Origin of the sequence: Xanthomonas sp. NCPPB 1062, assembly GCF_041481705.2 — a bacterium.
GTDB classification, from domain to species: domain Bacteria; phylum Pseudomonadota; class Gammaproteobacteria; order Xanthomonadales; family Xanthomonadaceae; genus Xanthomonas; species Xanthomonas euvesicatoria.
Genome location: NZ_CM192987.1, coordinates 4,412,404 through 4,437,055 on the forward strand (window position 1 = coordinate 4,412,404; position 24,652 = coordinate 4,437,055).

The 24,652-nt window shown below is 66.0% G+C and carries 23 protein-coding genes; 11 read left to right on the plus strand and 12 right to left on the minus strand.

Annotated features, from left to right (window positions below; genetic code table 11):
- Positions 1-543: 543 nt before the first annotated feature.
- The 3 genes from ACCQ16_RS18970 to ACCQ16_RS18980 all read left to right on the plus strand — a co-directional run bounded on the left by ACCQ16_RS18970 (position 544) and on the right by ACCQ16_RS18980 (position 3,900).
- The gene (locus ACCQ16_RS18970; protein ID WP_029820624.1) at positions 544-1,650 is read left to right on the plus strand and encodes an AI-2E family transporter; all 1,107 of its coding nucleotides are present in this window, start codon (positions 544-546) and stop codon (positions 1,648-1,650) included.
- A gap of 100 nt (positions 1,651-1,750) precedes the next feature.
- Positions 1,751-2,488 (plus strand): HAD family hydrolase, encoded by a 738-nt coding sequence (locus ACCQ16_RS18975; protein WP_277573278.1) that lies wholly within the window; start codon positions 1,751-1,753, stop codon positions 2,486-2,488.
- 41 nt (positions 2,489-2,529) lie between these two features.
- Entirely contained in the window at positions 2,530-3,900 is a 1,371-nt protein-coding gene (locus ACCQ16_RS18980) for a leucyl aminopeptidase family protein (RefSeq protein WP_057681254.1), read from the plus strand.
- A 55-nt stretch (positions 3,901-3,955) separates the two neighbouring features.
- On the opposite strand, the gene ACCQ16_RS18985 is transcribed toward ACCQ16_RS18980, so the two are convergent.
- Positions 3,956-4,708: an anti-sigma factor family protein gene (locus ACCQ16_RS18985; RefSeq protein WP_127167763.1), complete on the minus strand. Its 753-nt coding sequence runs from the start codon at positions 4,706-4,708 to the stop codon at positions 3,956-3,958.
- The gene (locus tag ACCQ16_RS18990) at positions 4,705-5,220 is read right to left on the minus strand and encodes an RNA polymerase sigma factor (protein ID WP_218499320.1); all 516 of its coding nucleotides are present in this window, start codon (positions 5,218-5,220) and stop codon (positions 4,705-4,707) included. The genes ACCQ16_RS18985 and ACCQ16_RS18990 overlap by 4 nt, the downstream gene beginning before the upstream one ends.
- A 160-nt stretch (positions 5,221-5,380) precedes the next feature.
- Here ACCQ16_RS18990 and ACCQ16_RS18995 point away from each other — a divergent pair, with 160 nt between their 5' ends.
- On the plus strand, positions 5,381-6,472 hold the full coding sequence (locus ACCQ16_RS18995) for a catalase family peroxidase (protein WP_011348897.1): 1,092 nt from the start codon (positions 5,381-5,383) through the stop codon (positions 6,470-6,472).
- Positions 6,469-7,011 carry a cytochrome b gene (locus tag ACCQ16_RS19000; protein WP_008574781.1) on the plus strand — a complete coding sequence of 181 codons (543 nt, stop codon included), beginning with the start codon at positions 6,469-6,471 and terminating at the stop codon, positions 7,009-7,011. The genes ACCQ16_RS18995 and ACCQ16_RS19000 overlap by 4 nt, the downstream gene beginning before the upstream one ends.
- A gap of 224 nt (positions 7,012-7,235) precedes the next feature.
- On the opposite strand, the gene ACCQ16_RS19005 is transcribed toward ACCQ16_RS19000, so the two are convergent.
- The 3 genes from ACCQ16_RS19005 to ACCQ16_RS19015 all read right to left on the minus strand — a co-directional run bounded on the left by ACCQ16_RS19005 (position 7,236) and on the right by ACCQ16_RS19015 (position 10,114).
- On the minus strand, positions 7,236-8,024 hold the full coding sequence (locus ACCQ16_RS19005) for a ThuA domain-containing protein (RefSeq protein WP_008574780.1): 789 nt from the start codon (positions 8,022-8,024) through the stop codon (positions 7,236-7,238).
- Positions 8,025-8,251: 227 nt separating this feature from the next.
- Positions 8,252-8,854: a response regulator transcription factor gene (locus ACCQ16_RS19010; protein WP_003486570.1), complete on the minus strand. Its 603-nt coding sequence runs from the start codon at positions 8,852-8,854 to the stop codon at positions 8,252-8,254.
- Positions 8,855-8,938: 84 nt separating this feature from the next.
- Complete coding sequence (locus ACCQ16_RS19015) at positions 8,939-10,114, minus strand: sensor histidine kinase (protein WP_014091321.1); 1,176 nt, start codon at positions 10,112-10,114, stop codon at positions 8,939-8,941.
- A 460-nt stretch (positions 10,115-10,574) separates the two neighbouring features.
- On the opposite strand from ACCQ16_RS19015, the gene ACCQ16_RS19020 reads away from it, so the two are divergent.
- The 5 genes from ACCQ16_RS19020 (at position 10,575) to ACCQ16_RS19040 (ending at position 16,673) form a co-directional block, all read left to right on the plus strand.
- Complete coding sequence (locus ACCQ16_RS19020) at positions 10,575-11,819, plus strand: efflux RND transporter periplasmic adaptor subunit (RefSeq protein ID WP_014091322.1); 1,245 nt, start codon at positions 10,575-10,577, stop codon at positions 11,817-11,819.
- 375 nt (positions 11,820-12,194) lie between these two features.
- A complete protein-coding gene (locus ACCQ16_RS19025; RefSeq protein WP_010374850.1) occupies positions 12,195-12,884 on the plus strand; it encodes an ABC transporter ATP-binding protein in 690 nt (229 codons plus the stop codon).
- 12 nt (positions 12,885-12,896) lie between these two features.
- Complete coding sequence (locus ACCQ16_RS19030; protein ID WP_008574771.1) at positions 12,897-14,057, plus strand: ABC transporter permease; 1,161 nt, start codon at positions 12,897-12,899, stop codon at positions 14,055-14,057.
- 7 nt (positions 14,058-14,064) lie between these two features.
- Entirely contained in the window at positions 14,065-15,390 is a 1,326-nt protein-coding gene (locus ACCQ16_RS19035) for an ABC transporter permease (protein WP_029820629.1), read from the plus strand.
- A 167-nt stretch (positions 15,391-15,557) separates the two neighbouring features.
- Complete coding sequence (locus tag ACCQ16_RS19040) at positions 15,558-16,673, plus strand: alpha/beta hydrolase family protein (protein WP_014091326.1); 1,116 nt, start codon at positions 15,558-15,560, stop codon at positions 16,671-16,673.
- Between the two features lie 76 nt (positions 16,674-16,749).
- Here the strand turns inward: ACCQ16_RS19040 and rarD are convergent, their stop codons facing one another.
- Positions 16,750-17,658, minus strand: a complete 909-nt coding sequence (gene rarD, locus ACCQ16_RS19045) for an EamA family transporter RarD (protein WP_057681248.1) — start codon at positions 17,656-17,658, stop codon at positions 16,750-16,752.
- Positions 17,655-18,599, minus strand: coding sequence for a drug/metabolite exporter YedA (gene yedA, locus ACCQ16_RS19050; protein ID WP_031424669.1), 945 nt, complete (start codon positions 18,597-18,599; stop codon positions 17,655-17,657). The genes rarD and yedA overlap by 4 nt, the downstream gene beginning before the upstream one ends.
- 31 nt (positions 18,600-18,630) lie before the next feature.
- Here yedA and ACCQ16_RS19055 point away from each other — a divergent pair, with 31 nt between their 5' ends.
- The gene (locus ACCQ16_RS19055; RefSeq protein ID WP_057681246.1) at positions 18,631-19,104 is read left to right on the plus strand and encodes a Rap1a/Tai family immunity protein; all 474 of its coding nucleotides are present in this window, start codon (positions 18,631-18,633) and stop codon (positions 19,102-19,104) included.
- A gap of 336 nt (positions 19,105-19,440) precedes the next feature.
- On the opposite strand, the gene ACCQ16_RS19060 is transcribed toward ACCQ16_RS19055, so the two are convergent.
- From ACCQ16_RS19060 to ACCQ16_RS19080, 5 genes are all read right to left on the minus strand, one after another.
- Positions 19,441-21,093, minus strand: a complete 1,653-nt coding sequence (locus ACCQ16_RS19060) for a M28 family metallopeptidase (RefSeq protein WP_506175363.1) — start codon at positions 21,091-21,093, stop codon at positions 19,441-19,443.
- A gap of 400 nt (positions 21,094-21,493) precedes the next feature.
- Complete coding sequence (locus ACCQ16_RS19065) at positions 21,494-22,438, minus strand: MBL fold metallo-hydrolase (protein WP_008576427.1); 945 nt, start codon at positions 22,436-22,438, stop codon at positions 21,494-21,496.
- Positions 22,439-22,566: 128 nt separating this feature from the next.
- Entirely contained in the window at positions 22,567-23,856 is a 1,290-nt protein-coding gene (locus tag ACCQ16_RS19070) for a tryptophan--tRNA ligase (protein ID WP_218499324.1), read from the minus strand.
- Positions 23,857-24,022: 166 nt separating this feature from the next.
- Positions 24,023-24,232 carry a CsbD family protein gene (locus ACCQ16_RS19075; RefSeq protein WP_003486601.1) on the minus strand — a complete coding sequence of 70 codons (210 nt, stop codon included), beginning with the start codon at positions 24,230-24,232 and terminating at the stop codon, positions 24,023-24,025.
- Between the two features lie 227 nt (positions 24,233-24,459).
- The gene (locus tag ACCQ16_RS19080) at positions 24,460-24,594 is read right to left on the minus strand and encodes an entericidin A/B family lipoprotein (protein ID WP_005914328.1); all 135 of its coding nucleotides are present in this window, start codon (positions 24,592-24,594) and stop codon (positions 24,460-24,462) included.
- Positions 24,595-24,652: the final 58 nt, after the last annotated feature.

Below are 24,652 nucleotides of genomic sequence, written 5' to 3' on the forward strand. Positions count from 1 at the left end.
TCGAGAGTAGCGGATTGCCTGTGCAAGGCATCGACATACCAGTGCCGCTTTGAAGAGGTGCGACCGCCGCGTGGTCCTGGCGCTGCATTCTGATCCCGGCGCTGCATGCAGTCCGCGCGTGCTGTGCTGGGTGACTGCTGGAAAGACCGCTGCACGACGGGCCCGCAATGCTGGCATCCGCGCTGTCTATTTCCGCTGGATAACTGCTCGCTGCGAAGGCTGACGGATATCAGCGCTGAAATGCGGGAATCGTGCGACGAATGGTCCTTTCCTCGCCCAGAGCGCTGACGCCTGACCACCAATTCCGCACGGCATGCGTGCTGTCGCAGTCAGTAGCATGCGGCAGGATCCTGCGGTCACTGGCAATCCCACTTCGACAACCGACTCTACGCCCCGCGACCTGCACAGGGGCGCTGCTGCCGAGTCCGCCAGACTAGCGTTGGTTCGCTGACATCCTGCCCACAGGCTCTGTGCGCGCCGTTGACGCATTGCGCCGATAATGGCGCACCGCTGGCAGCACGCCAGTCTGCTGCCAGGGCGCGCATGTCTCTTCCCGTCGACTCACCGGATGCCGTCACCGCGGCAGATTCGCTTCCGCCCGCACCGGCGCCCCGCCCGCGCGCGCCGGCCTCGCTGGTGGTGCTGGCCACGCTCGCCGTTGGTTACACCCTCTGGGCAGCGCAGACGATCATCCTGCCGATCATGCTGGCCGCGTTTTTCGCGCTGATCGGCAACCCCATCCTGCGGGGTCTGCGCAAGCTCTACATCCCGCGGTTTCTCGGCGCCTTGCTCATCCTGTGCCTAGGCCTGGCCGGCACCGTCACGTTGGCCACGCAATTGGCCGGCCCTGCCGCCGAATGGGTGCAACAGGCACCACGGCAGATGCGCCAGATTGCGCGCGATGTGCGCGATCTCACCAAGCCGGTGATGCAAGCCAACCAGGCAGCGGAAAACTTTGCACGCGCGGCCGGTGGCGAAGGCCAGCGCGGCGTGCAGATCGTGCGCACGCAGATGGACGACCCTTACAAGGCGCTGGTCCGCACGCCCAAGCTGGCGGCTTCGGTGCTGGCGGTGGTGCTTCTGACGTTCTTCTTCATGGTGTATGGCGAAAGCCTGCAGCGGCATGCGATCGCCTTGCTACCGAACCGGCAGCAGCAACGGTTCACCACCGAGATCATGCTGGACATCGAGCGCGAGGTCTCGCGCTACGTGCTCACCATCAGCGTGATCAACACCCTGGTCGGGCTGGTATTTGCCGGCATTTTGTCTGTGCTGCAGATTCCGCTGCCCGAAGCGATCCTGTGGGGAACGGTGGTCGCATTGCTGAATTTCGCACCGTATGTCGGCCCGTTGATCGGCGTGATGCTGATGCTGCTGATGGGTTTTGTGGAATTTCGCACCACCTTGTCCTCGCTGCTGCCGGCGATCCTGTACCTGGCCCTGCACACGATCGAAGGCCAGGTGGTGACACCGATCGTGCTGGGCCGACGCATGGCGATCTCGCCGCTGATGCTGATCCTGGCGCTGATGCTGTTCGGCTGGCTGTGGGGCATGGTCGGCCTGCTGCTGGCGGTGCCGTTGCTGGTCTGCATCAAGATGGTGCTGAGCCGGGTGGACGGGATGCAGCGCTGGGCGCGGTTGCTTGAGTAGCCGCGAATGGGGAATCGGGAGTTGGGAATCGCAAGCGCAGAGGCGCTGCTCTACCCATTCTCGATTCCCGACTCTCTATTCCCGGCATTACAATCGTGCGATGAGCTTCCACATCCGCGCCATCACCCTCGACCTCGACGATACGTTGTGGCCCTTTGCGCCGATCGGGGCGCGGATCGATCAGGTGCTGTACGACTGGATGCGCGAGCACAGCCCGGTGACTGCCGAGCGCTTTCCGGTGGAGGCGATGCGCCAGTTGCGTGAGCGCAGCTTTGCCGACAACCCGCACCTGCATCACGACCTCAGCGCGCTGCGCCGATTGACGTTGGAAATGGCGTTGCGCGAGAGCGGCGGCGATCTGGCGTTGCTGGAGCCGGCCTACGAGGTGTTCTATGCGGCGCGTAACCAGGTGGAATGCTACCCGGATGCGCTCGACGCGCTGGCGCGCATTGCCGCCCATGTGCCGGTGGCCGCGCTCAGCAACGGCAATGCCGATTTGCAGCGCATCGGGCTGATGCACCACTTTACGTTTCAACTGGGCTCGCGCGAACACGGCAGCGCAAAGCCCGACCCGAGCATCTTCCTGGCCGCCTGTGCCCGGCTCGAGGTGCCGCCTTCGGAAGTGCTGCATGTGGGTGACCACGTGCGCATGGACGTGCTGGGCGCGCTGGATGCCGGCCTGCGCGCCTGCTGGATCAATCGCGAGGGCGCGGTGTGGTCGCATCCCACCCAGCAGCCGGATCTGGAATTCGACAGCATGACCGGGCTGGCCGATTGGCTGGACGCGCAGCAGCCGCATCCAGGCCCGATGAACGCCGGCATCACCCTTCCCGCCTGAGCCACTCTGCGCGGCGCACGGCGCTGCACTCGAGGATTTCCATGTCGCACCTCACCGGTTTCACCGATCCCCATGCCGCAGCCTTGCCGCTGTATGTGCTCGACCGCGAGAACTTTACGCGCTGGTGCGCGGAGCAGCCCACCGGTGTGCTGTCGTGGGCGCAGGCACAGCGTTTCGATGCCGCGCCGGGCAGCGTGCTGTTGTTGCCGGGCGACAACGGGCTGGCCGGCGCGGTCCTGGGGATCGGCGACCGGGCCGATGCCTACGCCTACGCGCATGCGCCGATGGCCCTACCGCCGGCCAGCCGCTGGACGCTGGCCAACCCGCTGAGCGATGCCGAGCAGGCATTGCTGCATCTGGGCTGGGGATTGGGCGCTTATCGCTTTTCACGTTATCGCAAGGTGCCGCGCGCGCCGGCCGAACTGGCTGCAACGCCCTCGGCACAGACGCATGCACTGATCGAGGCGTGCCTGCGCGTGCGCGACTGGGTCAACACGCCCACCGAAGACATGGGCCCGCAGCATCTGGAAGAGGCCACACGCACGCTCGGACAGGCGCATGGCGCACAAGTCGATGCGATCGTCGGCGACGCGTTGCTGGCGCAGAACTTCCCCACCATCCATGCCGTGGGGCGCGCCTCGCATCGCGCGCCGCGACTGATCCAGTTGCAGTGGGGTGACACGGCGCATCCGCATCTGGTGCTGGTCGGCAAAGGTGTGTGCTTTGACACCGGCGGGCTGGATCTGAAGCCGGCCGATGGCATGCGCAACATGAAAAAGGACATGGGCGGCGCGGCGCATGCGTTGGCGCTGGCCGGTCTGGTAATGGCGCAGCAGTTGCCGGTGCGGCTGACGCTGCTGATTGCGGCAGTGGAGAACGCGGTGGGCCCGGATGCATTCCGCCCTGGTGAAGTGATCACCACCCGCGCCGGCGTGACGGTGGAAGTGGACAACACCGATGCCGAAGGCCGCCTGGTGCTGTGTGATGCGCTGAGCTATGCCACCGAGCAGCACCCGGATCTGATCCTGGATTTCGCCACGCTTACCGGCGCGGCACGCATCGCGCTGGGCCCGGACCTGCCTGCGCTCTTTGCCAACGACGATGCGCTGGCGCAGGCCTGGATCAGTGCCGGCGAACAGACCCGCGACCCGGTGTGGCGCATGCCGCTATGGCGCCCATACCTGCGTTATCTCAACAGCCATGTGGCCGACATGGCCAACGCCGGCTCGCGCATGGCCGGCGCCGTCACCGCCGCGCTGTATCTGGAACGCTTCGTGGCACCCGGCCAGCCGTGGGCGCATCTGGACGTCTACGCCTGGAATGACAGCGACCGCCCCGGCCGCCCCGCCGGCGGCGAAGCGCTGGCGCTGCGCTCGGCGTTCGCGATGCTGCAGCAACGCTACGGCGGCTGAGCGCGGGCAGCGCTGCAATCAGGCTGAGGCCGGCACAACACTGGCGCTGCGCTGGTCAGCCCTGGCGACGCAACAATGGCGCGATCGTGCGCATGCGTGTCTGCGTCGCGGGGCCGACCAGCGCAAATGCGGTGTCGCCTTCGGCCCAGTACTGCGCCAACAGCCGGCCATCGCGGCGCTCGCCGGTCGGCATCGGGCCGCTGCGTGGACGCAGATACAGGCCAATGCGTGCGCCGTCGGCATCGCTGTAGACCAGCATCGCGGCCGCGCCTTCCGGTGTGGACAGCAATTGCCCACCGCGCAACGTATACCCCTGCGCACGCAGATCCGGCACCACGCCTGCGTTGCCGAAATGCGTGCGCAACCACGGTTCCAACTCGGCGCGGCGCTGCACGTCCAACCCAACGCCCCGATGCGCGTCGGCATCGGCGAACAGGCGGTAGGCGGCCACTGCATCGGCCATCGGCACGCGTTGGCTGGCGATCCGGCTCGCATGCAGCTGCCAACCCAGCCCGGTACCCAGGCCAAGTGCCAGCACGCAACTGGCGGCCACGGCAAACGCGGCACGACGGCGCTGTTGCAGGCCACGGCGAATCGCCGCAGGCGTGAAGGCGACGGCGCCAGTCTCCGCCATCAGGCCGGCGTGTGCGGCACGCAGCGCTTCGGCATCGCGCTTCCAGCCCGCCACGCGCGCGGCCTGGGCGGGATGTGCCTGCAGCCAGGCTGCGACTGCTGCATGTTGCTCTGGCGTCAGGCGGCCATCGACGTAGGCGTGCAGCGCGTGTTCGTCGGGCGGCATGGTGGTCATTTCAGGATCCTCAATGCAGGTGCGTGATTCACCTGGCCTTCGTTCACGGCACGCAGGCGTTCGCGCGCACGCGACAGGCGCGACATCACCGTGCCGATCGGGATGCCGAGGGTATCGGCCACTTCGCGATAACTGAAACCGTCCACGCTGACCAAGAGCAACAACGCGCGTTGTTCGGCCGGCAATGATGCAAGGCTGGCCAGCATGGCACGGCCGTCGTGCACCTGCTCAGCGGACGCGGATTGGCTGGGCTGCTGCGGCGCGAACAGGCCCACGACCCGCTGCCAGCGCGCGGCACGCCGCTGCCCATCCAGAAACTGCCGGTACAGGATGGCGAACAGCCAGGGCTGCAGGGCTTCGGCGGTATGCCGGGTCTGCCACCGCCGCAGCGCGCGCTCCAGTGTGGCTTGCACCAGATCGTCGGCGCTGGCGGGCTCGCCGCTCAGCGAGCGCGCAAAGCGGCGCAGCGCCGGCAGCACGGCGCGCAGTTGATCATCGTCCAGAGCATCCATTGGCGGGCGTGGTGGTGGCATCACACGGTAGACGCACTGGAGCGTGGATTATTCCCGCGATCGGTGCGTGCCACCGTCGTTGGTGGACGAGGGAATAACGCGGCTCGCATGTCGTCTCACTCGTATCAACCACTCACAGTATCGACCACCGGAGCCAGCCATGACGTTGCCACCTCCCTCGCCCCCGCGCGCGCGCCGTCCCGTGCTGCCATTGTTGGGGATTGCCGCCATTGCCGGCGGCGTTGCGCTTGCGTTTGCCTGGACAGCCGGCTGGATCGGTGGCGACCGGCTCACTGCCGCGCGCATGACCGACACCATCGAATCTAGCGGGCCGCCGCATCCGGGCTTTCGCCGCGCGCATACCAAGGGGGTGTGCGTGAGCGGGCAATTCCAGTCCAGCGGCAAGGCCACCTGGCTGTCGTCGGCGCGCATCTTCAGCCAGCCCAGCACGCCGGTGCTGGGGCGCATGTCCATCGGCGGTGGCGACCCGCACGGGCCCGACGGGCAGGCGCGCGTACGCAGCATGGCGCTGCTGTTGCGCAGCGACGATGGGCAGGAATGGCGCACGGCGATGAACAGCTTCCCGTTCTTCGTGGTCGCCACGCCGGCCGGCTTTCAGGCGCTCAACGTGGCCTCCAAACCAGACCCGGCCACCGGCAAGCCTGACCCCGAAAAACTGGCGGCGTTCGGCAAGCAGTATCCGGAAGCGGCCAAGTTCCAGCAGTGGGCCAAGACTGCGCCGTGGTCGGACAGCTGGGCCAATACGCAATACAACGGCGTCAATGCGTTTCGCGCAATTGCCGCCGACGGACGCGAACGCTACATCCGCTGGTCGATGCGCCCGCATACGCCATTCAAGGAACTGAGCGCCGCGCAACGCAAGCAGGCCGATGGCGATTTTCTCGCCACCGACCTGGACGCGCGGCTGGCGCACGGGCCGCTGCGTTGGGACATGGTGCTGACCATCGCCGAGCCCGGCGATGCGGTGGACGACCCGTCGCAACCGTGGCCGGAACGCCGCAAGCAGATCGTGGCCGGCACGCTCTCGATCGAGCGTGCGCAGCCGCAGGCCACCGGCCCGTGTCGCGATCTCAATTACGACCCGTTGATTTTGCCCAAGGGCCTTGCCGCATCGAATGACCCGATTCTGGCAGCGCGCTCGTCGGTGTATTCGCAATCGTTCAACCGCCGCGAGCGCGAGATCGCCAACGGCACGGGCAGCGCCGCCACCGGCCAGGGAGCACGCCAATGAGCCGCCGTACCCACTTCAATCTGCCAGCGCGCGTGCTGCACTGGCTGATGGCCGCGATGATCCTGACCATGCTGTTCGTCGGCGTGGGCATGGTGGCCTCGGTGACGCAGCGGCCGTGGTTGATCGATCTGCATCGCCCGCTGGGCATCGCGATCCTGATCCTGGCGGTGCTGCGCCTGATCAACCGCCTGCGCCATCGCCCGCCGCCGCTGCCGGCCGATCTGCCGGCATGGCAAAGGGCTGCCGCGATTGCCTCGCATTGGCTGCTGTATGCATTGATGCTGGGCATGCCGTTGATCGGCTGGGCGATGCTGTCGGCCGGCGCCTACCCGATCGTGCTGTGGCCAGGCGCGAACCTGCCGGCGATCGCACCGCACGATCCTGCACTGTATGCCTGGCTGCGCAGCGCGCATGGCTGGCTGGCGTATCTGTTATTTGCCACCGTGCTGGGGCATCTGAGCGCGGCGTTGTTTCACGCCTGGATACGCCGCGACGGGGTGTTTTCCAGCATGGCGCGTGGAGAGCGGTCTGCGCGGTGATGGGGTCGCGGTTGATGGTGGGCTGACGCGGCTCGGCAGATGATCGGCACACAGTGGCAGCATGCAGTTCCTTCTCCCTGGGACATCGTCTGCCCTTCATGGGGAAGGAGGTGCCCCGCAGGGGCGGACGAGAATGCGGGTGCAGCCGATTGAAGTAGGCCCACGCGGCTGGCCTCGCCCGTCGCCTTACCCACCCCTCTCCCGCCGGGAAGAGGGGCTGGTGCCTAACGCTGGCGTTTTGTTTTGGCCGCTGGCGCCGATGATTCGATGCCCTTGCCGGTGGCCGCCCAATAGATCCCACCGTACAAGTGTTCCAGATAGCGTGGGTCGTTGTAGGCTTCGGCCAGATGGCCCAGCGCAGTGGCGAACACGCGGCCACCTTCGAAGTGGTGGTACCACGCCACCGGGTGCTGTTGGCCCATGCCCTTGGCGACCTGCCCTGGCCAGATCAAGGTGGGGTCATAACTGCGTTCGTCGACGGTAAGTAGCGTGACCAAGTCGTCGCTGTAGGGCGGATCGTATTCGTACCATTCGTCGCTCCATACCCAGCGCTTGGGCAGGCCGGCAGTGGCCGGGAAATTGGCGTCGGCCACATCCACCATCGCCGTTTGCATGTACGGATGGGTGCGGAACGAGCGGCCGATCATGTGGTCGTACCACTCCCATTCACCGCGCTTGATCGCAAAGGCCTTGTGCACCGCGACCACGCCGCCGCCGTTACGCACGTATTTTTGGAAGTTGGCCCGCTGCGCCGGGTCGAGATCGGTGGCCGGCGTATTGAGCAACACGATGGCCGCGTATTGCGACAGGTCGCCATCGAACGCCTTGGCATTCCACGCCCACACCATCTGGACATAATGCTTGCGCGCCATCGCTTCGAATTGCGGCTTGGCCACGGGGATATAGTCGTGGTGATACTGGTTGGGAATGGCAGCCACCAATATCTTGAATTGCTCGGCGGACGCATTGAAGGCGCATATCCACAGCAGGCCCGACAGCCACAGAGATTTCATGCATCGCTCGCCGTGTTTTTCGATGCTGTGCAGTGTACCTGGGTGCAAATCGCATGCCTTCGCACGCGTTTGGAATAGCTGCAGATTGTCGGATGAAGCAACCGATGCACCGTCGTCGATGGGGGCTTTGTAGTGCGGTCGCGTCGATTAGGCGCGGCGCACCTGCATGCAATCCCGCACCCCGAAAACGTCAGCTTCCCGCGCACGCAAACCATCGACTGGCTGCACTACAACCAGCCCTTCTGCCGCGCCAGGCGGTAGGCTTCGATGCGATTGGCCACGCCCAGTTTGCCGATGCATTCGGACAGGTAATTGCGCACCGTGCCGTGCGAGAGCTGCAACTGCTGGGCGATCTCGCTGGCGGAGCGGCCTTCGCCGGCCAGCCGCAGCACAGTCCGTTCGCGTTCGCTCAAGGGGTCTGCTTCCACCCACGCATCGATGGCCAGCTGCGGGTCGATCACCCGCCCGCCGCGGTGCACCTGCCGCAACGCATCGACCAGCTGTTCGGCCGGCGCATCCTTGAGCAGATACCCGGCCACGCCGGCATCCAGGGCACGGCGCAAAAATCCCGGACGCGCGAACGTGGTGACGATCATGACCCGTACCGGCAACGCCTGGCGCTGGATCCGCTGCGCCAGTTCCAGCCCGGTCAGGCCAGGCATCTCGATATCGGTGACCAGCACGTCCGGCTGCAGGCGCTGCAGTTCGCGCCACGCGCTTTCGCCATCGCCGGCGCTGCCGACCACCGCAATATCGTCCTCCAGCCCGAGCAAGGCCACCAGCGCGCCACGCAGCAAGGCTTGGTCTTCCGCCAACAACACCCGGATCATCGGTCGCGCTCGCATGCATGCAACGGTTGCGCACGATAACAGCGCCGACGCATGCCGTGCACTTGGCAGCGCAACCGGGGCGCGTTAGAGCGGCTGCGGCATCACCGGCGGCGTTGCGGGGACAACCGCAGGCCGCGGCAACGGCACACTGGCGCGCAATCGCATGCCGCGCGGCAAGGCCTGCACATCCAGCGCGCCACCCAGGCCGTGCAGGCGTGCGCGCATGCCGTCCAGGCCGTTGCCCGGCACGATCACGCCGCCGCGGCCGTCGTCGGTGATCTCCAGCACCGCCTGATCGCCGTGCGCGCGCAGTTGCACACGCACGCGTCTTGCCTGCGCGTGGCGCTGCACATTGGTGGCCGCCTCGCGCACCACCAGCGCAAGCGCGGTTTCGTGCTCGGGCGGCAAGGCCAGCGGCTCCAGCTGTTGCTCCAGCGCAATGCCGTCCAGGTCCAGCAGCACCCGCGCCGATGCCAGTTCGGCAACCAGGCCGGCAGCACGGATGCCGGTGACCGCGCGCCGTACCTGCGCCAACGCCTCGCGCGAGACCTGCGCCACCGCGTCGATCTCGTTGCGTGCGGCCTGCGGGTCGCGCTCGATCAGGCGCGCAGCCAGATCGGATTTGAGCGCCACCAGCGACAAGGTATGGCCAAGCAGATCGTGCAGGTCGCGGCCGATGCGCTCGCGTTCGGCAGTGGCCGCCAGACGACGAACTTCGTCCTGCGACAAGCGCAGCAACGCGTCCTTGCGTTCGTTGATGCTGTACACCGCGCCCACGGCGGCCATGCCCAGTACCGTCACCGGCATCCACACCAGCGCCTGCATGCTCAACCCGAGCCAGTGCGCCCAGCTCAGGTACAACGCGTTCATCAGCAGCAACATCGCAAAGTGCCGCCACAACCCAGGCCGCGTGGAGGGACGCAAGCTCAGGCAGGCAAAGATGAAGTAGCTGATGCCCGACGAATACACCGGCAACAAGGCAGCACTCATCACCGCCATCGCCCAGGCGTAGCGATACAAGGTGCCGCGTGGCGCCAGCAACATGCGTGCGTACAGCAGCAGGAAAACCGGATACGAAAGCAGCGTGCACAACAGCCAGGTCCTGTCGTAGCCCCGCGCAGAAAACACCGGCACCACGAATACCCAGGCCGACCACAGCAAGTGCACGCTGTCCATCCACGGCGATTGGCCCTGCGCCAGCCGCGCGGCAACCTGCGAACTGGCGGCGGGGCGAAGCCATGCGGGAAACCGGAGGCGCATCAGCAAAGGTCCGTGTGGATGAGCGGATTCTGCCACTGCCGGGCCCGCCTGCGTGCGGCTGCGTGCGGCTGCGTGCAGGACGATACGGGTGAGCGGCCTCATGCATGCTCCCGGTGCTTGCTGCGATGCGATCGCCCACCGGGGTTGCGATTGGCCTGCGCAAGCGCAAGCCAGATACGTGCAGTCTGCAAATGCGAAGGAAAGCATGCCGTTAGCGGATTGCCGGAGGAGCCGCCAGCATGGCCTGCCGCAGCGCTGGTGCACCAGTTGCCGGTGTCATGGCGTGCAGATGACAGCTGTCACTGGTGAGCGCGCCGTGCTGACTGCATGCTGCGCACCAGCTGGCGGTGGCATCGGCGCATCGACCGTTTGTCGCCGCACCGCAGTTGGTGACTTCCGGCAGCTTGCGGCATCGCCTGTAGACCGTCACATTTCGCGCAGCCTTCCGTCCTGGTCATCGATGAACACTTCCGCCGATCTGCTCAAGCAACTCCGCATCGACCGCCAGCGCCCTGCCACGCCGCCGCCCGCCCGCCGTACCGGCTGGATCCTCGCCGCAGTGATCCTCGTCATCGTGCTGGCCGCCGCCGCGTGGTGGTTCACGCGCCGCCCGGTGGTGCAGGTGCAGACCGCGCCGGTGGTGGCGATCAGCGCCGGCAGCAGCAGCGCATCGGTGCTGGACGCCTCCGGCTATGTGGTGGCACGACGCATGGCCACGGTGTCGGCGCAAGTCACCGGCAAGGTGCGCGAGGTGATGATCGAAGAAGGCATGCGCGTCGAACAGGGCCAGGTGATGGCCACACTCGACCCGCTCGATGCCGATGCGCAGCGCAGCTTGTCGGCCTCGCAGTTGTCGGCCGCACGCAGCCAGGTCGACAACATGCAGGCGCAACTGGCGGTAGCCAACGCCGATGCCACGCGCCTGCAGTCGTTGGTGGGTGCGCAGCTGGTGTCGCGCTCGCAATACGACCAGGCCATTGCGCAGCGCGATGCCTTGCGCGCCCAGCTGCAGAACGCGCAGCGCAATGTGCAGGTCGCCTCCGACCAACTGGCCATTGCCGGTATCCGCTCTGACTTCAACGTGGTGCGCGCGCCGTTTGCCGGCGTGGTGACCGCCAAGGCGGCGCAGCCGGGCGAAATCGTCTCTCCGTTGTCGGCCGGCGGCGGGTTCACCCGCACCGGTATCGGCACCATCGTGGACATGGAATCGCTGGAAATCGAGGTGGAAGTGGGCGAGTCCTACATCGGCCGCGTGCAACCCAAGATGCCGGTGGAAGCGGTGCTCAACGCCTACCCGGAATGGAAGATTCCAGGCGAGGTCATCGCCATCATCCCCACCGCCGACCGCGGCAAGGCCACGGTGAAAGTGCGCGTGGCGCTCAAGGTCAAGGACCCGCGCATCGTGCCGGAAATGGGTGTCCGGGTCAGCTTTCTGGAGCAGGCCGAACCGCAACAAGCAGCCAAGCCGCAGGGCGTGCGCGTCCCGGCCGCCGCACTGGTGGAGCGCGACACGCGCACGGTCGCGTTCGTGGTCGGCGAGCACGACACCGTCAGCGCGCATGCCGTCACCACTGGCATGGTGATGGGCGAACACAGGCAGGTGCTCTCCGGCCTGGCCGCAGGCGACAGCGTGGTACTCAATCCGCCGCAAACCTTGAACGATGGCGACAAGGTGACCGAAGCAGCGCCGGACGCTGCCGAATAACGCACAACCAACACAGCGCAGGCGGTCACCACTCAGGGGAATACCGAAAGCGCGTTTGATTGAAACGGCAGCGACGCAGGCGCCTGCGTCGCGCTGCGAGGAACGCCGGTGAAATCCAGTAACGCGGTATCGGCTGTGCTTGCGTATCTGCAGTTGCGATGTTCGTCGATATCTCAGCCGTTGTCGTCGCAGGCACGTTTCAGGCATCGGCGGCGTGCGCCGCACAGGTGCCGCCACAGCAGCCGATGCCTTTGCCTGCACTCGCCCCATCGCTTCATCGCATTTCAGCTCATCGTGTTACTGCAGTGCCGCACAACATCCGCAGTCGCTCTGCGCGCTGCTGTCACCTCTTCCATCGCACCGCCAGGAGTTGCCATGTCCGCTCTCGTCAGTTTGCGCAACATCACCAAGACCTACCAACGCGGCCCCGAGCAGGTGCAGGTGCTGCACGGCATCGATCTGGAGATCGCCAGCGGCGACTTCGTGGCATTGATGGGCCCCTCCGGATCGGGCAAGACCACCTTGCTGAACCTGATCGGCGGGCTGGACAGCCCCAGCGGCGGCGAGATCGAGATCGAAGGCGAGCGCATCGATCGCATGAGCGGCGGGCAGCTGGCGACCTGGCGCAGTCACCACGTCGGTTTCGTGTTCCAGTTCTACAACCTGATGCCGATGCTCACCGCGCAGAAGAACGTGGAGCTGCCGTTGCTGCTCACCTCGCTCAATGCCGCCCAACGCAAGCGCAATGCCGAGATCGCATTGACCCTGGTCGGCCTGCAGGAGCGTCGCAACCACAAGCCCAGCGAATTGTCCGGCGGCCAGCAGCAACGCGTGGCGATCGCGCGCGCGATCGTCTCCGATCCCACCTTCCTGATTTGCGACGAACCCACCGGCGATCTGGACCGCCACAATGCCGAAGAAATCCTGCGCCTGCTGCAGGAGCTCAATCGCGAACACGGCAAGACCATCGTGATGGTCACCCACGACCCCAAGGCCGCCGAATATGCCACCCACACCATCCATCTGGACAAGGGCGAGCTGGCCGATGCGCCGCTTGCACTGTAAGGGAGCGCTGCCATGAAGTATCTCTCGCTGGTATGGGCGCAGTTGTTCCGCAGCAAGACCCGCACCTTGCTGACCTTGCTCTCGGTGGTCGCGGCGTTTTTATTGTTCGGCATGCTCGATTCGGTGCGCGTGGCCTTTACCTCCGGCGGCAGCGTCAGCGGCGTGGACCGGCTGGTGGTGGCATCGCGCTTGTCGATCACCCAATCGCTGCCGATCAATCTGGAAAACCAGATCCGCAGCGTGCCGGGCGTGCGCGATGTGACCTCGGCAATGTGGTTCGGCGGCATCTACCGCGACCCGAAGAACTTCTTCCCGAATTTTTCGGTGGCGCCCAATTTCTTCGATGTGTACAGCGAATATCAGTTGCCCAAGGACCAGCTCAAGGCGTTCCAGACCACGCGCACCGGCGCGATCGTTGGCGAAAGCCTGGCCAAGGAAAATGGCTGGAAGATCGGCGACACCATTCCGCTGCAGGCCACCATCTTTCCGCGCGGCGGCAGCAACGACTGGCCGCTGCAACTGGTCGGCATCTTCCGCATGAAAGACCGCACCGTGGCCGCCAACCAGGAACGCCAGTTGATGATGAACTGGAAGTACTTCGACGAGTCCAACGACTACATCAAAAGCAGGGTAAGTTGGTACACGGTGACGCTGCGCAACGCCGACCAGGCATCGCGCGTGGCGCAGGCCGTCGATGCGTTGTCGGCCAACTCCGACCATGAAACCAAGTCGCAGACCGAATCGGCATTTCAGCAAGCCTTCGTCAAGCAGTTTGCCGATATCGGCTTGATCGTCACCTCGATCATGGCCGCGGTGTTTTTCACCTTGCTGCTGCTGACCGGCAACACCATGGCACAGGCCGTGCGCGAGCGGATTCCGGAGCTGGCCACGCTCAAGACGCTGGGCTTTCAGGACCGCACCGTGCTGAGCCTGGTGATGGTGGAGTCGATGTTGCTGATCGGCCTGGGCGGGCTGATCGGCATGGGGCTGGCGGCGCTGGTGATCCCGGCGGTTGCAGCGCGCAGCGGCGGCCTGATGCCGACCCAGACCGTGCCGCTGCAGACCTGGCTTGTCGCGGTCGGGCTGATGGCCGGCATCGGCATCGTGGTGGGTGTGCTGCCGGCATTACGCGCGCAGCGCTTGAAGATCGTCGATGCACTCGCCGGCCGCTGACAGGAGCATGCACATGCAACGCAAATGGAAAGATCGTGGGGTCAACGCGCTGTCGGTCGTGCTGCTGGCAATCGGGCTGGCGGCCTGGATCGCACTGCCGTGGATGGTGCTGCTGCCGATCGGTGGATTGCTGGCGGTGTGGCTGGTGGCCACACGCAGCGGCAGGCTTTCGCTGGCGGCCGCACGCATCGGCATCGCCACGCTGCCGCAGCGCTGGGGGTCCAGCTCGGTGATCGTGGTCGGCATTGCCGGCGTGGTCGGCGTGCTGGTGGCGATGCTGGCAATGGGCCAGGGCTTTCAGGCCACGCTCAACAGCACCGGCGACGACACCACCGCGATCGTCCTGCGCGGCGGTTCGCAGGCGGAAACCAACTCGGTGATTACCCGCGACCTGGTGCCGCTGATCGGCAGCCTTCCCGGCATTGCCGCCGATGCCAATGGCCGCCCGATGCTGTCGCCGGAATTGTCGCAAGTGGTGAACATCGCCTCCCGCTCCGACGGCACCGACGTCAACGCACAACTGCGTGGCGTGGGCGAACAGGCCTGGGCCGTGCATGACAAGGTCAAGATCGTGCAGGGCCGCCGCTTCAACACCGGCCTGCGCGAAATGGTGGTGGGCAAGGGCGCGTTGAACCAGTTCCGCGGACTGGAGCTGGGCAAGACCCTCACGCTTGGCAGCCAGCAGTGGACGGTGGTGGGCGTGTTCGCCTCCGGCGATGCGCACGATTCGGAGTTGTGGACCGACGCGCAGACGCTGGCCACCACCTACAACCGCAGTGCCTATCAGTCGATCAGCGTGCGCACCAACGGCAAGGCAGGCTTCAGCGCGTTCAAGACCGCCATGGCTGCCGATCCGCGGCTCAAGCTGGATGTGGAAACCACCCGCGCCTACTACGGCAAACAGGGCGGCGGCCTGAACAAGCTGATCAACATCCTGGGCACGGTGATCGGGGCGATCATGGCAGTGGGCGCGGTATTCGGCGCGCTCAACACCATGTATGCGGCGGTGGCCACGCGCGCGCGCGAGATCGCCACCATGCGTGCGATCGGCTTTCGCGGCACGCCGGTGATCATGGCGCTGATGCTGGAAACCATGCTGCTGGCATTGCTGGGCGGGCTGCTGGGCGGCGCGATCGCCTGGGCGGTGTTCAACGGCTACACCGTCTCCACGCTGGGCAGCAACTTCAGCCAGGTGGTCTTCCAGTTCAAGGTCTCGCCGGAGCTGCTCTGGAGCGGGCTGAAGTGGGCGCTGGGCATCGGCCTGGTGGGCGGACTGTTTCCCGCGCTGCGTGCGGCGCGTCTGCCGATTACCACGGCGCTGCGTGAGGTGTAGGCGGGCCTTGGCCCGCCGGGAATCGGCAATGGTGACAGCCGCGGCGAAGCACGCGGCGGCGGCTGAACGTATTGCAGGCTGTCATGGTTCTGTCACCGCAGTGCGGTAGATGCGCCAGCCGGGCAGGCCGTAGCCTGCTCGGCCGTTTGCTCCATCGATTGATCGCCATGACGCGCCTGCTTCTGCTGGTCTGCGCCTGCCTGTGGCTGGCCGGCTGCTCCTCTTCTTCGACATCGCTCAGCGAGCGCCTGGTTGCGCCCGGTGGCACCTCGCCGCTGCTGGACGAAGAACGCATTGCCGCCACCATCGCCACGGTGCCCAATCGCAGCGGGCATGTGGTGACGCGCGATGGCGTGCCGATCTTCTGGCGCGCGATCGACCCCGGCCAGTACGCCATGCACTATCGCTACACGGGGCAGCGCAGTGACCCGGCGCATGCGCTGGATGTGGATTTCAGTTTCAAGGCACCGACTGCCAAACCGCCGGCGCCGCGCGGCACGGTGGTGCTGCTGCACGGCTGGATGATGGATGGCGACTCGCTGCTGCCCTGGTCGCTGCAGCTTGCGCAGGCCGGCTACCGCGTGGTCACCATCGATCTGCGCAACCATGGTCATTCCGGCGGCGGGCCGTCCGGCTACGGCACGCGCGAGTCCGACGACGTCATCGATGTGCTCGACGCCCTGCAACCACGCGGCGAAATCCGCGGGCCGCTGTATCTGTTCGGCATTTCCTACGGCGCGGCCACCGCGCTGTTTACGGCCGACAAACTCGGCCCGCGCGTAACCGGCGTGGTGGCGATGGAATCCTTCGCCAATGCCGGGCGCGGCATCCGCGACATGGTGCCGCACCTGCTCGCCAGCCAGCCGCACGGGTGGCGTGGGCGGGCGGTGGCGGCGTATGCACGCTGGCGCTATGCCGACCAGAATATCGACGCGGTGATTGCAGCGGCCGACACCCAGCTCAAGCTGGACCTGGACCGTGTCGATGTCGCGCACGCCCTGGCCGACACGCGCAGCTGCGTGCTGCTGTTGCACGGCGATGCCGATCAGCACATTCCGGTGGCGCATGGCCGCGCACTGGCCCTGGCCAGCGCGCGTGCGCATTACCTCGAACTGCCGGGCGAAAACCATTTGAGCCTGCCGCTACGGCTGGACGTGCTCGGCGGGCCGATCGACCAATGGCTGGCACAGGTGCACCAAGACCCCAGCCATTGCCCTGCACCGCAGGCGCTGCCCGCGTCCACGCTGGCCGTAGCCAACCCCCTGGCGATGCCGCAGAGTTGAGCACGGCAATCGCGCACGCTGACGCGAAGCAATCGCACTGATGAATGCCACACGCACTGCGTGCAGGGTGGCTGACTTAGCGCGTCAGCACCGGCTGCCGCGACCGCACCACGCTGTCGCCGACAAATAACAGCAAACCCACCCAGATCGCGGCAAAGCCCATCGCGCGCCCCTGATCGAACGGCTCGTGGAAGAACCACACGCCCAGCAGCAACTGCAGGCTCGGCGCGATGTATTGCAGGATGCCCACCAACGACAGCGGAATGCGCCGCACACCGTAGGCGAAACCGATCAACGGCAGCGCCGTCACCACGCCACCGAAGATCAGCATCGCGTCGGTCCGCAGGCTCCAGCCGCTCAGGAACGCGCCGCCGTGGCCCTGCTCGCCCCACGCCGCCAGCAGCAACGCCGGCACGAACAGGTACACGCTTTCCACGCCCAGCCCGGCCACCGGATCCACCGCCACCAATTTGCGCAGCAGCCCGTAAATACCGAAGGACACCGCCAGCCCCAACGCAATCCACGGCGGCGCGCCGGCATCGATGGTCAGCCACAGCACGCCCGCCGCCGCGCAGGCCACCGCCACCCACTGGATGCGACGCAGGCGCTCTTTCAACACCAGCACGCCCAGCAAGACGCTCAGCAGCGGGTTGATGAAGTATCCCAGGCTGGCCTCGATCACATGCCCGGCGTTGATCGCCCAGATGTACAGGCCCCAATTGAACGCGATCGCCACGCTGCTGCCGGCCAGCATGCGCAGCGCGCGGGGCTGCGCCGCGATGCTGCGCCACCAGCCCAGGCCCGAGCTCGCCAGCAGCCAGGCTACCACCAGCACCGTGCTCCACACGATGCGGTGGGCGATGATCTGCAGCGACGGCACCGCCTTGAGCAGATGCCAGTACACCGGCACCAGCCCCCACAGCACGAAGGTGGAGGCGGTGATCAACAACCCGCGGCGTGCTTCCTGCGACGACACCGCGCTCATCGCCGCGCCTTGGCGAAGGTGACCACCAGCACGCCGGCCAGAATCACCGCCATCGCACCGATGTCCTGCGCGCTGAAGCGCTCATGGCCCAACCAGGCACCCAGGCTGACCGCAATCACCGGGTTGACGTAGGCGTAGCTACCGGCGAGCGCAGGCCGCACGTGATGCAGCAGCCACACGTAGGCGGTAAACGCCACGATCGAGCCGAACACGCACAGGTACGCCACCGCCAGCAGTCCTTGCGGGCTCGGCCACACCTGCGGGCGCTCGCCGATCAGCAGGCCGGTACTGACCAGCAGCACGCCGCCGCACACCATCTGCCCGGCAGCGGTCATGAACGGCGAAGGCAGATCGCGCCCGCGCGACCACACCGACCCGAATGCCCAGCCGATCGGTGCGATCAGCAGCAACACCAGGCCAACCGGCGTCGCGGTCAGGCTGCTGCCGGCGTTGAGCCACACCACGCCCACAAAGCCAATCACGATGCCCAGCCATTCGCCGCCGCTGGCATGCTGCCCGCGCAATGCGCCGAACAAGGCCATCCACAACGGCACCGACGCCACCGCCGTGGCGGCCAGCCCGGACGACACGCTGCGCTCGGCCAGCACCACCATGCCGTTGCCGAGCAGCAGCAACGCCGCACCCATCAGCGCCACGTTCTTCCACTGCGCGCGCGTTGGCGCCGCCACGCCGCGCCAGCGCAGCACGCTGTAGAGCACGCTACCGGCGACGATGAAACGTGCCCCGGACACCATCGTCAGCGGCTGCGCGCCACCTTCCAGCGCAAAGCGGATCGCCAGATAGGTCGAGCCCCACACCACGTAGACCAGCAACAAGGCGAGAACGACTAACCCGCTGCGCGCAGGCGCGGCAGCATCGTGAGAGGAAGACATCGGAACAGTGCCAGGCAGTGCAGCGGAACCTTCGATTCTAGAGCACATGCCAAAGCCCACGCCGCACCCCGGTCGCGCTATGGTGCACTTCCCACCGCATCCGAGCGTGCAGATGCAGCACCCTCTTCGCTGGCTGGCCCTGGCCGCCTTGTTCGCAACGTCCGCCACGGCATCGGCGCGTGCCCCCGAGCCGTGGGAACTCAGCGGCCGCAAGCTGATCGACGCCGGACTGGACGGATCGCTTGCGCCAGAAATCACCGCGCCGGAGCAACGCGAGTTCAAGGTGCTTGTTTCAGCCAGCCGCGCCGGTGCGTATCTGCTCGGCGTCGCCAGCGCCAGCTATCGCACCGGCTGGTGCATGCCGGCGGGCAGCACCGGCTCGCCCGATCTGCAGGCGGTCATCGCCGATATCGGCGCGCTGCCCGATACACGCCAGGACCAAGCCGCACCTGACTTGATCGTCCAGGCGCTGGCAAAGCGCTATCCGTGCAGCGGCGGCGACAAAAGCACGCGTGCCGGCGGCGGCAACTCACCCAACGCCGCCAAGCCGTAGGCACGCCTATGCGCAGTCGTTCAATGCCATGGCATTGATCACAATGCCAGCCTGTGTACCGAGCAACGACAAACGTCCCGAGCGGCCGTCTGATGAGCGTGGACGGCGCGCGGGATCCGCACACGCACAAGCAAATGCAGGCCACCGGGCAGCGGCTGCGTTCGCTTGGCGTCGCGCTCAGTCATCCGATGCGCATGGACAGCGTGCAGGACCCCGAATGTACGAGCGCACATGCCGCATCGAATCCAGCTGCGCCCGTCTGGCGATCAGCGCAGTCGTCTTGGTCGCTGCGCTTGGCCTCTCTCGAGGGCACGGCGCCCTCTCGCTCCTGCGCGCTTACTTGCGCACCGCATCGCTCTTGGCACGGATCGCCTTGAATTCCGAGCCATCCTGCCAGCTCGGCCACTGCCGGCCATTGGCCAGCGCCACGCCCACGTCGTACACCAGCGTGGTATCGGCGGCATGGCCGCTGGCATCCCATTGCGGGGTCCAGCGATCGCACGGCTGGTGGTAGCAATCGGCGAAATACTTTTCGCGCAGTGCCTTGCCTGCCGCGACGCCGCCGTCGAGCATGTCCAGGCCGGGGCCGGCGGTGATCGCCGGCACACCCATGCGCGCGAACGCGAAATGATCGGCGCGGTAGAAGAAGCCTGCTTCCAGATTCGGATCAGGCAAATAGCTGCGACCACGCGCCTTGGCGGCGGTTTCCAGATCGCCTTCCAGCGACACCCGCCCACGTCCCCACGAGGCGATGTCGCGGGTCGGGCCATCGGGGCTGAACATTTCCACGTTGAGCACGGCCACGGTCTTGTCCAACGGCGCCAGCGGATGCGCGGCGTAGTAATTGGCGCCGAGCAGGCCCTTTTCTTCGGCAGTCAACGCAATGAAGTACAACGTGCGCTGCGGCTTGGGGCCGGCTGCGAACACGCGCGCCAGTTCCAGCACGCTGGCCACGCCGGTGGCGTTGTCCACGGCGCCGCGTCGAATCGTATCGCCACCGGCATCGGCCTTGCCGATCCCGAATGCATCCCAGTGCGCGGAGAAGATCACCGTCTCATCCGGATGCCGGCTGCCGGTGAGTTTGGCCACCACGTTATGCGTGACCACACGCTCGCGCTTGAGCTTGAAATTCACCGACAACGCCGCATCGCCCAGTGCCACGGGCGCGAAGTCGCGCTGCTGCGCGCGTGCCTTGGCCTGTTCGAAATCCAGGCCGGCCTGCTTGAACAACGACACCGCCAATGCACGCTGCATCCAGCCGCGTACCGGCACGTGCTGCGCGCGGGCATCGGCATCGCTGCGCTCGATGTCGAACAACGGCGACATGCCCGAACTCTGCACCGTGGCCCAGCCATACGCCGCCGGCGCCGTCTCGTGCACGATCAATACCCCGGCCGCACCGCGCCGCGCCGCCTCTTCGTACTTGTAGGTCCATCGGCCGTAATAGGTCACGGCCTTGCCGTCGAATGCGTCCGGCTGCGGCGATTCGAAATCGGCATCGTTGATCAGCACCACCGCAATCTTGCCGCGCAGGTCCACGCCCTTGTAGTCGTCCCATTGGCGCTCTGGCGCACTGATGCCGTAGCCGACGAAGACCAGTGGCGCGTTCTTCAACGCGACCGCCTGCTGCGGACGCAGGCTTTGCAGGGTCACATCGTTGCCATTGACCAGCGCCTGGGTCTTGCCCCCGACGCGCAGGCTTGCGCGCACCGGGCCATCCACCTGCGCGCGCACCAGCGGCACGGCCTGGGTCCAGCTGCCCTGCTCGCCGCCTGGCTCCAGGCCGGCCGCCTTGAACTGCTCGACCAGGTAATCGACCGTGCGCTGCTCACCGGCGCTGGCCGGCGCGCGCCCTTCGAATTCGTCCGACGCCAGCAAGCGCACGTGACGCGACAATGCCTCGGCATCGATGCCGCCGCCCGGCAGATCGTTGGCGGCCTGCGCCACACCTCCTACAAACAGGCAGGCAGACAACAGCAGGATGCGCATCGGATTCACGGTGAGGCCTTGCAACGGTAGATGACACATAGTTTACAAGCGTGCGACCAACACCGGAGCGCAATGACACGAGAATGCAGTCGATCGCATGCATGGCCAAGCGCGGATGATCTCCGGTGTGGCTGCAAGGCGCTTGCCCGTGCGCCATCAAGATGGTCGGTGTGCACTGCTTTCAACAAAACCACCAGCCAACGTTCTGGTGCGGTGTCCTCACCGATTGCGGGACCGTTGGCGGCATGGAGGCTGCCATCGAGCCCCCATGGACGGGTTCACGGCGTATCCCGCGAGCGGTGAGGGCACCGCGCACCCGACTGATCCGGCCTTAGCTGCACCAGAACGATGCGACCACGCACTACAGCGTTCGAGAGGGTGTGTCACCCCTCGACCAGCGCTAACGCATGCGCGCTGCACGATCCAGCCAACAGCCCAGCCCTTGCGCGTTGAGTTCGATATCTGTTGCCAGCAGTTGCTCCACGGCGGCATCGTCCAACCGACATCCATGTTGGCGTGCGCGTTCCAGATACAATTCGGTCAATGCCGCCACCATGCAGCGATGCCGGTCCGGACGCTGCGCGCAGCCCAGCGCAATGTCGGTCATCGCATGAATCTGCTCGCCCAGCGCCCGCGCCAACGGTTCTGGCGAGGTGACACGGCCGTAATGGGTCAGATACATTGCCTCTGGTGCGGCGTCCATCAGGCGCGCGATCGACTGCAGCATGGCCTCGGGTTCGAATTGCACCGGCGAGGACGTCGGCACGATGAAAGCGCCACGCGCACTGTCCAACTGGCGATACGACAGGCCGAAGGTGTCGCCGGTGAACCAGCTGCGGCTGCGCGCATCCCACACGCACAGATGATGGCGCGCATGTCCAGGCGTCTCGACGGTGCGCAGCGCGCGCTTGCCCAGCATCACGGTATGACCCTCGCCGGCCGCGACCACACGCTCGGCCGGCACCGGCTCGATAACGCCGTAATGGCGCGCCATGTCCGCCTCGCCATACACCGCGGTGGCGCCGGCAATCAGCCGCGCAGGGTCGATCAGGTGCGGTGCACCGCGCGGATGCACCAGCACCTGCGCATTGGGCAAATGCCGCAACAAGGCTCCTGCACCGCCAGCATGATCCAGATGCACATGGGTCAGGATCAACCACTCCACCTGCGCTGGCGCCAACCCGGCCGCCTGCACCGCGGCCAGCATCTGCGGGACCGACAGCGAGGTACCGCAATCGATCAAGGCAGCCTGCTGCGCTTGGACCACCAGATACGCCGCATCGAATTGCACGCCGCCAAAGCCGGTATCGATGGTGTGGATGTTGAACTCGGCTGTCGCTGTCATTCGCACCCCGCGGCGGTTGTCGGAACTGCAGTGTAGGCCCAAGCCTGGCGTCGCGGTCGCGCATGTCGCCACAGGCACGACCTACGCAACCGCAACAACCCACCTCGACGCCTGTTGCGCCGCGCAGCTCACGCCTCGCGCAAGGCATCCATCGCGGCAACAATCACGTCGGCATTCACTTGCGCATGCACGCCTGGCAGCTGCAGATCGCTGGCTTGGGTAGCCTGCTTCAACCGTGCGATCACCTGTCCGGCATCGCGTGGCGAAGCGAAGCCATCGCTCTGCAGCAGCAATGCACCCGCGCCATCGTTCAACTTGAAATAGAACTGCCCATCGCTTTCACGATATTGCTTGAACACCGGCAGTGCGACCTTTTCGCTGGACTGCACCGCCGCGGTGGCGGCCTGGCTGGACAGATCGCGCAAGCCCACCGCGTCGCGCAACTCGGCCAGCAGGGGAGTGGCATAGCGCGCACGCAAACGTGCACCACCGGCGCGCAGAATCGCTTCGATCTTGGCTGGCTCTGCCATCAACGCCTCGTAGCGCATACGCAGCGGCGCAATCTCTTGATCGATCCGCTCGAACAACTGCTGCTTGGCATCACCCCAGCCGATGCCGTCGGCAAACGCCTGCGCAAAGGCGGCAGATTCCTGCGGTGTGGCAAATGCCTGGTACAGCTGAAACAACGCCGACCCCTGCGTGTCCTTGGCTTCGCCCGGGGCGCGCGAATCGGTCAGGATGGAAAACACCAGCTTGCGCAATTCCTCGCGCGGTGCAAACAGTGGAATGGTGTTGCTATAGCTCTTGCTCATCTTGCGGCCATCCAGGCCTGGCAAGGTGGACACCTGCTCGTCGATCACCGCTTCGGGCAAGGTGAAAAAGTCGCGCCCGTAGACATGATTGAAACGCTGCGCGAAATCGCGCGCCATTTCGATGTGCTGGATCTGGTCGCGCCCCACCGGCACCTTGTGCGCATTGAAGATCAGGATATCGGCCGCCATCAGCACCGGATACATGAACAAGCCTGCGGTGACGCCGGCATCCTCGTCCTCGCCATCGGCGCGGTTCTTGTCCACCGCCGCCTTGTAGGCATGCGCGCGATTGAGGATGCCCTTGCCGGCCACGCAGGTCAGCAACCACATCAACTCGGTGGTCTCGGGCACATCGGACTGCCGGTAGAACCACACCTTGTCCGGATCCAGGCCGCAGGCCAGCCAGGTGGCGGCGATTTCCAGTGTCGAACGCTGCGTGCGCGCCGGGTCCTGCGCCTTGATCAGGCTGTGCAGATCGGCCAGGAAATAGAAGCTCTCCGTATCGGCACCTGCACTGGCCTGGATGGCCGGGCGGATTGCACCGACATAATTGCCCAGGTGCGGGGTGCCGGAGGTGGTGATGCCGGTAAGGACACGGGTGGTCATCTACGTCATGCCAGGGTGGGGTAGCCCCCAAGTTTAGCGGTTCCGCACTTTTGCCACCGCCGCAGGCGCCGGGGAGTTGGCTCCACGCTCGAACGCAGAACGGGCCGCACCAGGCGGCCCGTCGTCTGCAAGCTGCTCGCCTCAACGGCGGCAGACCCGCGCACCCTCAGGTGTCGTCGCGCAACGACTTTTCGAACGCGCGCACTTCGGTCTGGGCGCGATCGCGATCCCAGCCATAGCGCTCCTGGAGCTTGCCCTGCAGATATTCGGCATTGCCTTCGGCAACCTTGAAATCGTCGTCGGTAAGATCGCCCCACTTCGCCTGGGCCTTGCCCTTCAACTGGGTCCACTTGCCGGAAATGATGTCACTGTTCATGCGATGACTCCGCTGATGCGGTCGCGATTGACCGTGGTGCCAGCGTGCCCACGCGGGCGTTGGTCCGGGATCAAAAGGTGTCAAACCGCCGATCACCGCACTGAACCGTTGCCTACTCCCGCCGCTGGTCGCACTGCATGTTGCATGCGTCGACGGAGGCCGCCTTGCACGTAAAGCACGCACAAAAAACGGGCCTTGCGGCCCGTTTTTTTGCATGCGGCGTCGGATTACTTACGCGCTGCGTCTTCCACCTTCTCGCCAGCGCCCTGCACGTCCTTGCCGGCGCCTGCGACGGTGTTGCAACCCGCCAGCATTCCCACCGACAACATCGACAGCACCAGCAGCACAATTGCACGCTTCATAACACACTCCTCAGGGGTAAAGCGGCGCGTTGCCGCAGATCGATCAATTCAACAGGGC

Excerpts from the sequence above, each read along its gene's own strand:
- ACCQ16_RS18970 (WP_029820624.1), top strand. The coding sequence starts at position 544 with ATGTCTCTTCCCGTCGACTCACCGGATGCCGTCACCGCGGCAGATTCG.
- ACCQ16_RS18975 (WP_277573278.1), top strand. The coding sequence starts at position 1,751 with ATGAGCTTCCACATCCGCGCCATCACCCTCGACCTCGACGATACGTTG.
- ACCQ16_RS18980 (WP_057681254.1), top strand. The coding sequence starts at position 2,530 with ATGTCGCACCTCACCGGTTTCACCGATCCCCATGCCGCAGCCTTGCCG.
- ACCQ16_RS18985 (WP_127167763.1), bottom strand. The coding sequence starts at position 4,708 with ATGACCACCATGCCGCCCGACGAACACGCGCTGCACGCCTACGTCGAT.
- ACCQ16_RS18990 (WP_218499320.1), bottom strand. The coding sequence starts at position 5,220 with ATGGATGCTCTGGACGATGATCAACTGCGCGCCGTGCTGCCGGCGCTG.
- ACCQ16_RS18995 (WP_011348897.1), top strand. The coding sequence starts at position 5,381 with ATGACGTTGCCACCTCCCTCGCCCCCGCGCGCGCGCCGTCCCGTGCTG.
- ACCQ16_RS19000 (WP_008574781.1), top strand. The coding sequence starts at position 6,469 with ATGAGCCGCCGTACCCACTTCAATCTGCCAGCGCGCGTGCTGCACTGG.
- ACCQ16_RS19005 (WP_008574780.1), bottom strand. The coding sequence starts at position 8,024 with ATGAAATCTCTGTGGCTGTCGGGCCTGCTGTGGATATGCGCCTTCAAT.
- ACCQ16_RS19010 (WP_003486570.1), bottom strand. The coding sequence starts at position 8,854 with ATGATCCGGGTGTTGTTGGCGGAAGACCAAGCCTTGCTGCGTGGCGCG.
- ACCQ16_RS19015 (WP_014091321.1), bottom strand. The coding sequence starts at position 10,114 with ATGCGCCTCCGGTTTCCCGCATGGCTTCGCCCCGCCGCCAGTTCGCAG.
- ACCQ16_RS19020 (WP_014091322.1), top strand. The coding sequence starts at position 10,575 with ATGAACACTTCCGCCGATCTGCTCAAGCAACTCCGCATCGACCGCCAG.
- ACCQ16_RS19025 (WP_010374850.1), top strand. The coding sequence starts at position 12,195 with ATGTCCGCTCTCGTCAGTTTGCGCAACATCACCAAGACCTACCAACGC.
- ACCQ16_RS19030 (WP_008574771.1), top strand. The coding sequence starts at position 12,897 with ATGAAGTATCTCTCGCTGGTATGGGCGCAGTTGTTCCGCAGCAAGACC.
- ACCQ16_RS19035 (WP_029820629.1), top strand. The coding sequence starts at position 14,065 with ATGCACATGCAACGCAAATGGAAAGATCGTGGGGTCAACGCGCTGTCG.
- ACCQ16_RS19040 (WP_014091326.1), top strand. The coding sequence starts at position 15,558 with ATGACGCGCCTGCTTCTGCTGGTCTGCGCCTGCCTGTGGCTGGCCGGC.
- rarD (WP_057681248.1), bottom strand. The coding sequence starts at position 17,658 with ATGAGCGCGGTGTCGTCGCAGGAAGCACGCCGCGGGTTGTTGATCACC.
- yedA (WP_031424669.1), bottom strand. The coding sequence starts at position 18,599 with ATGTGCTCTAGAATCGAAGGTTCCGCTGCACTGCCTGGCACTGTTCCG.
- ACCQ16_RS19055 (WP_057681246.1), top strand. The coding sequence starts at position 18,631 with ATGGTGCACTTCCCACCGCATCCGAGCGTGCAGATGCAGCACCCTCTT.
- ACCQ16_RS19060 (WP_506175363.1), bottom strand. The coding sequence starts at position 21,093 with ATGCGCATCCTGCTGTTGTCTGCCTGCCTGTTTGTAGGAGGTGTGGCG.
- ACCQ16_RS19065 (WP_008576427.1), bottom strand. The coding sequence starts at position 22,438 with ATGACAGCGACAGCCGAGTTCAACATCCACACCATCGATACCGGCTTT.
- ACCQ16_RS19070 (WP_218499324.1), bottom strand. The coding sequence starts at position 23,856 with ATGACCACCCGTGTCCTTACCGGCATCACCACCTCCGGCACCCCGCAC.
- ACCQ16_RS19075 (WP_003486601.1), bottom strand. The coding sequence starts at position 24,232 with ATGAACAGTGACATCATTTCCGGCAAGTGGACCCAGTTGAAGGGCAAG.
- ACCQ16_RS19080 (WP_005914328.1), bottom strand. The coding sequence starts at position 24,594 with ATGAAGCGTGCAATTGTGCTGCTGGTGCTGTCGATGTTGTCGGTGGGA.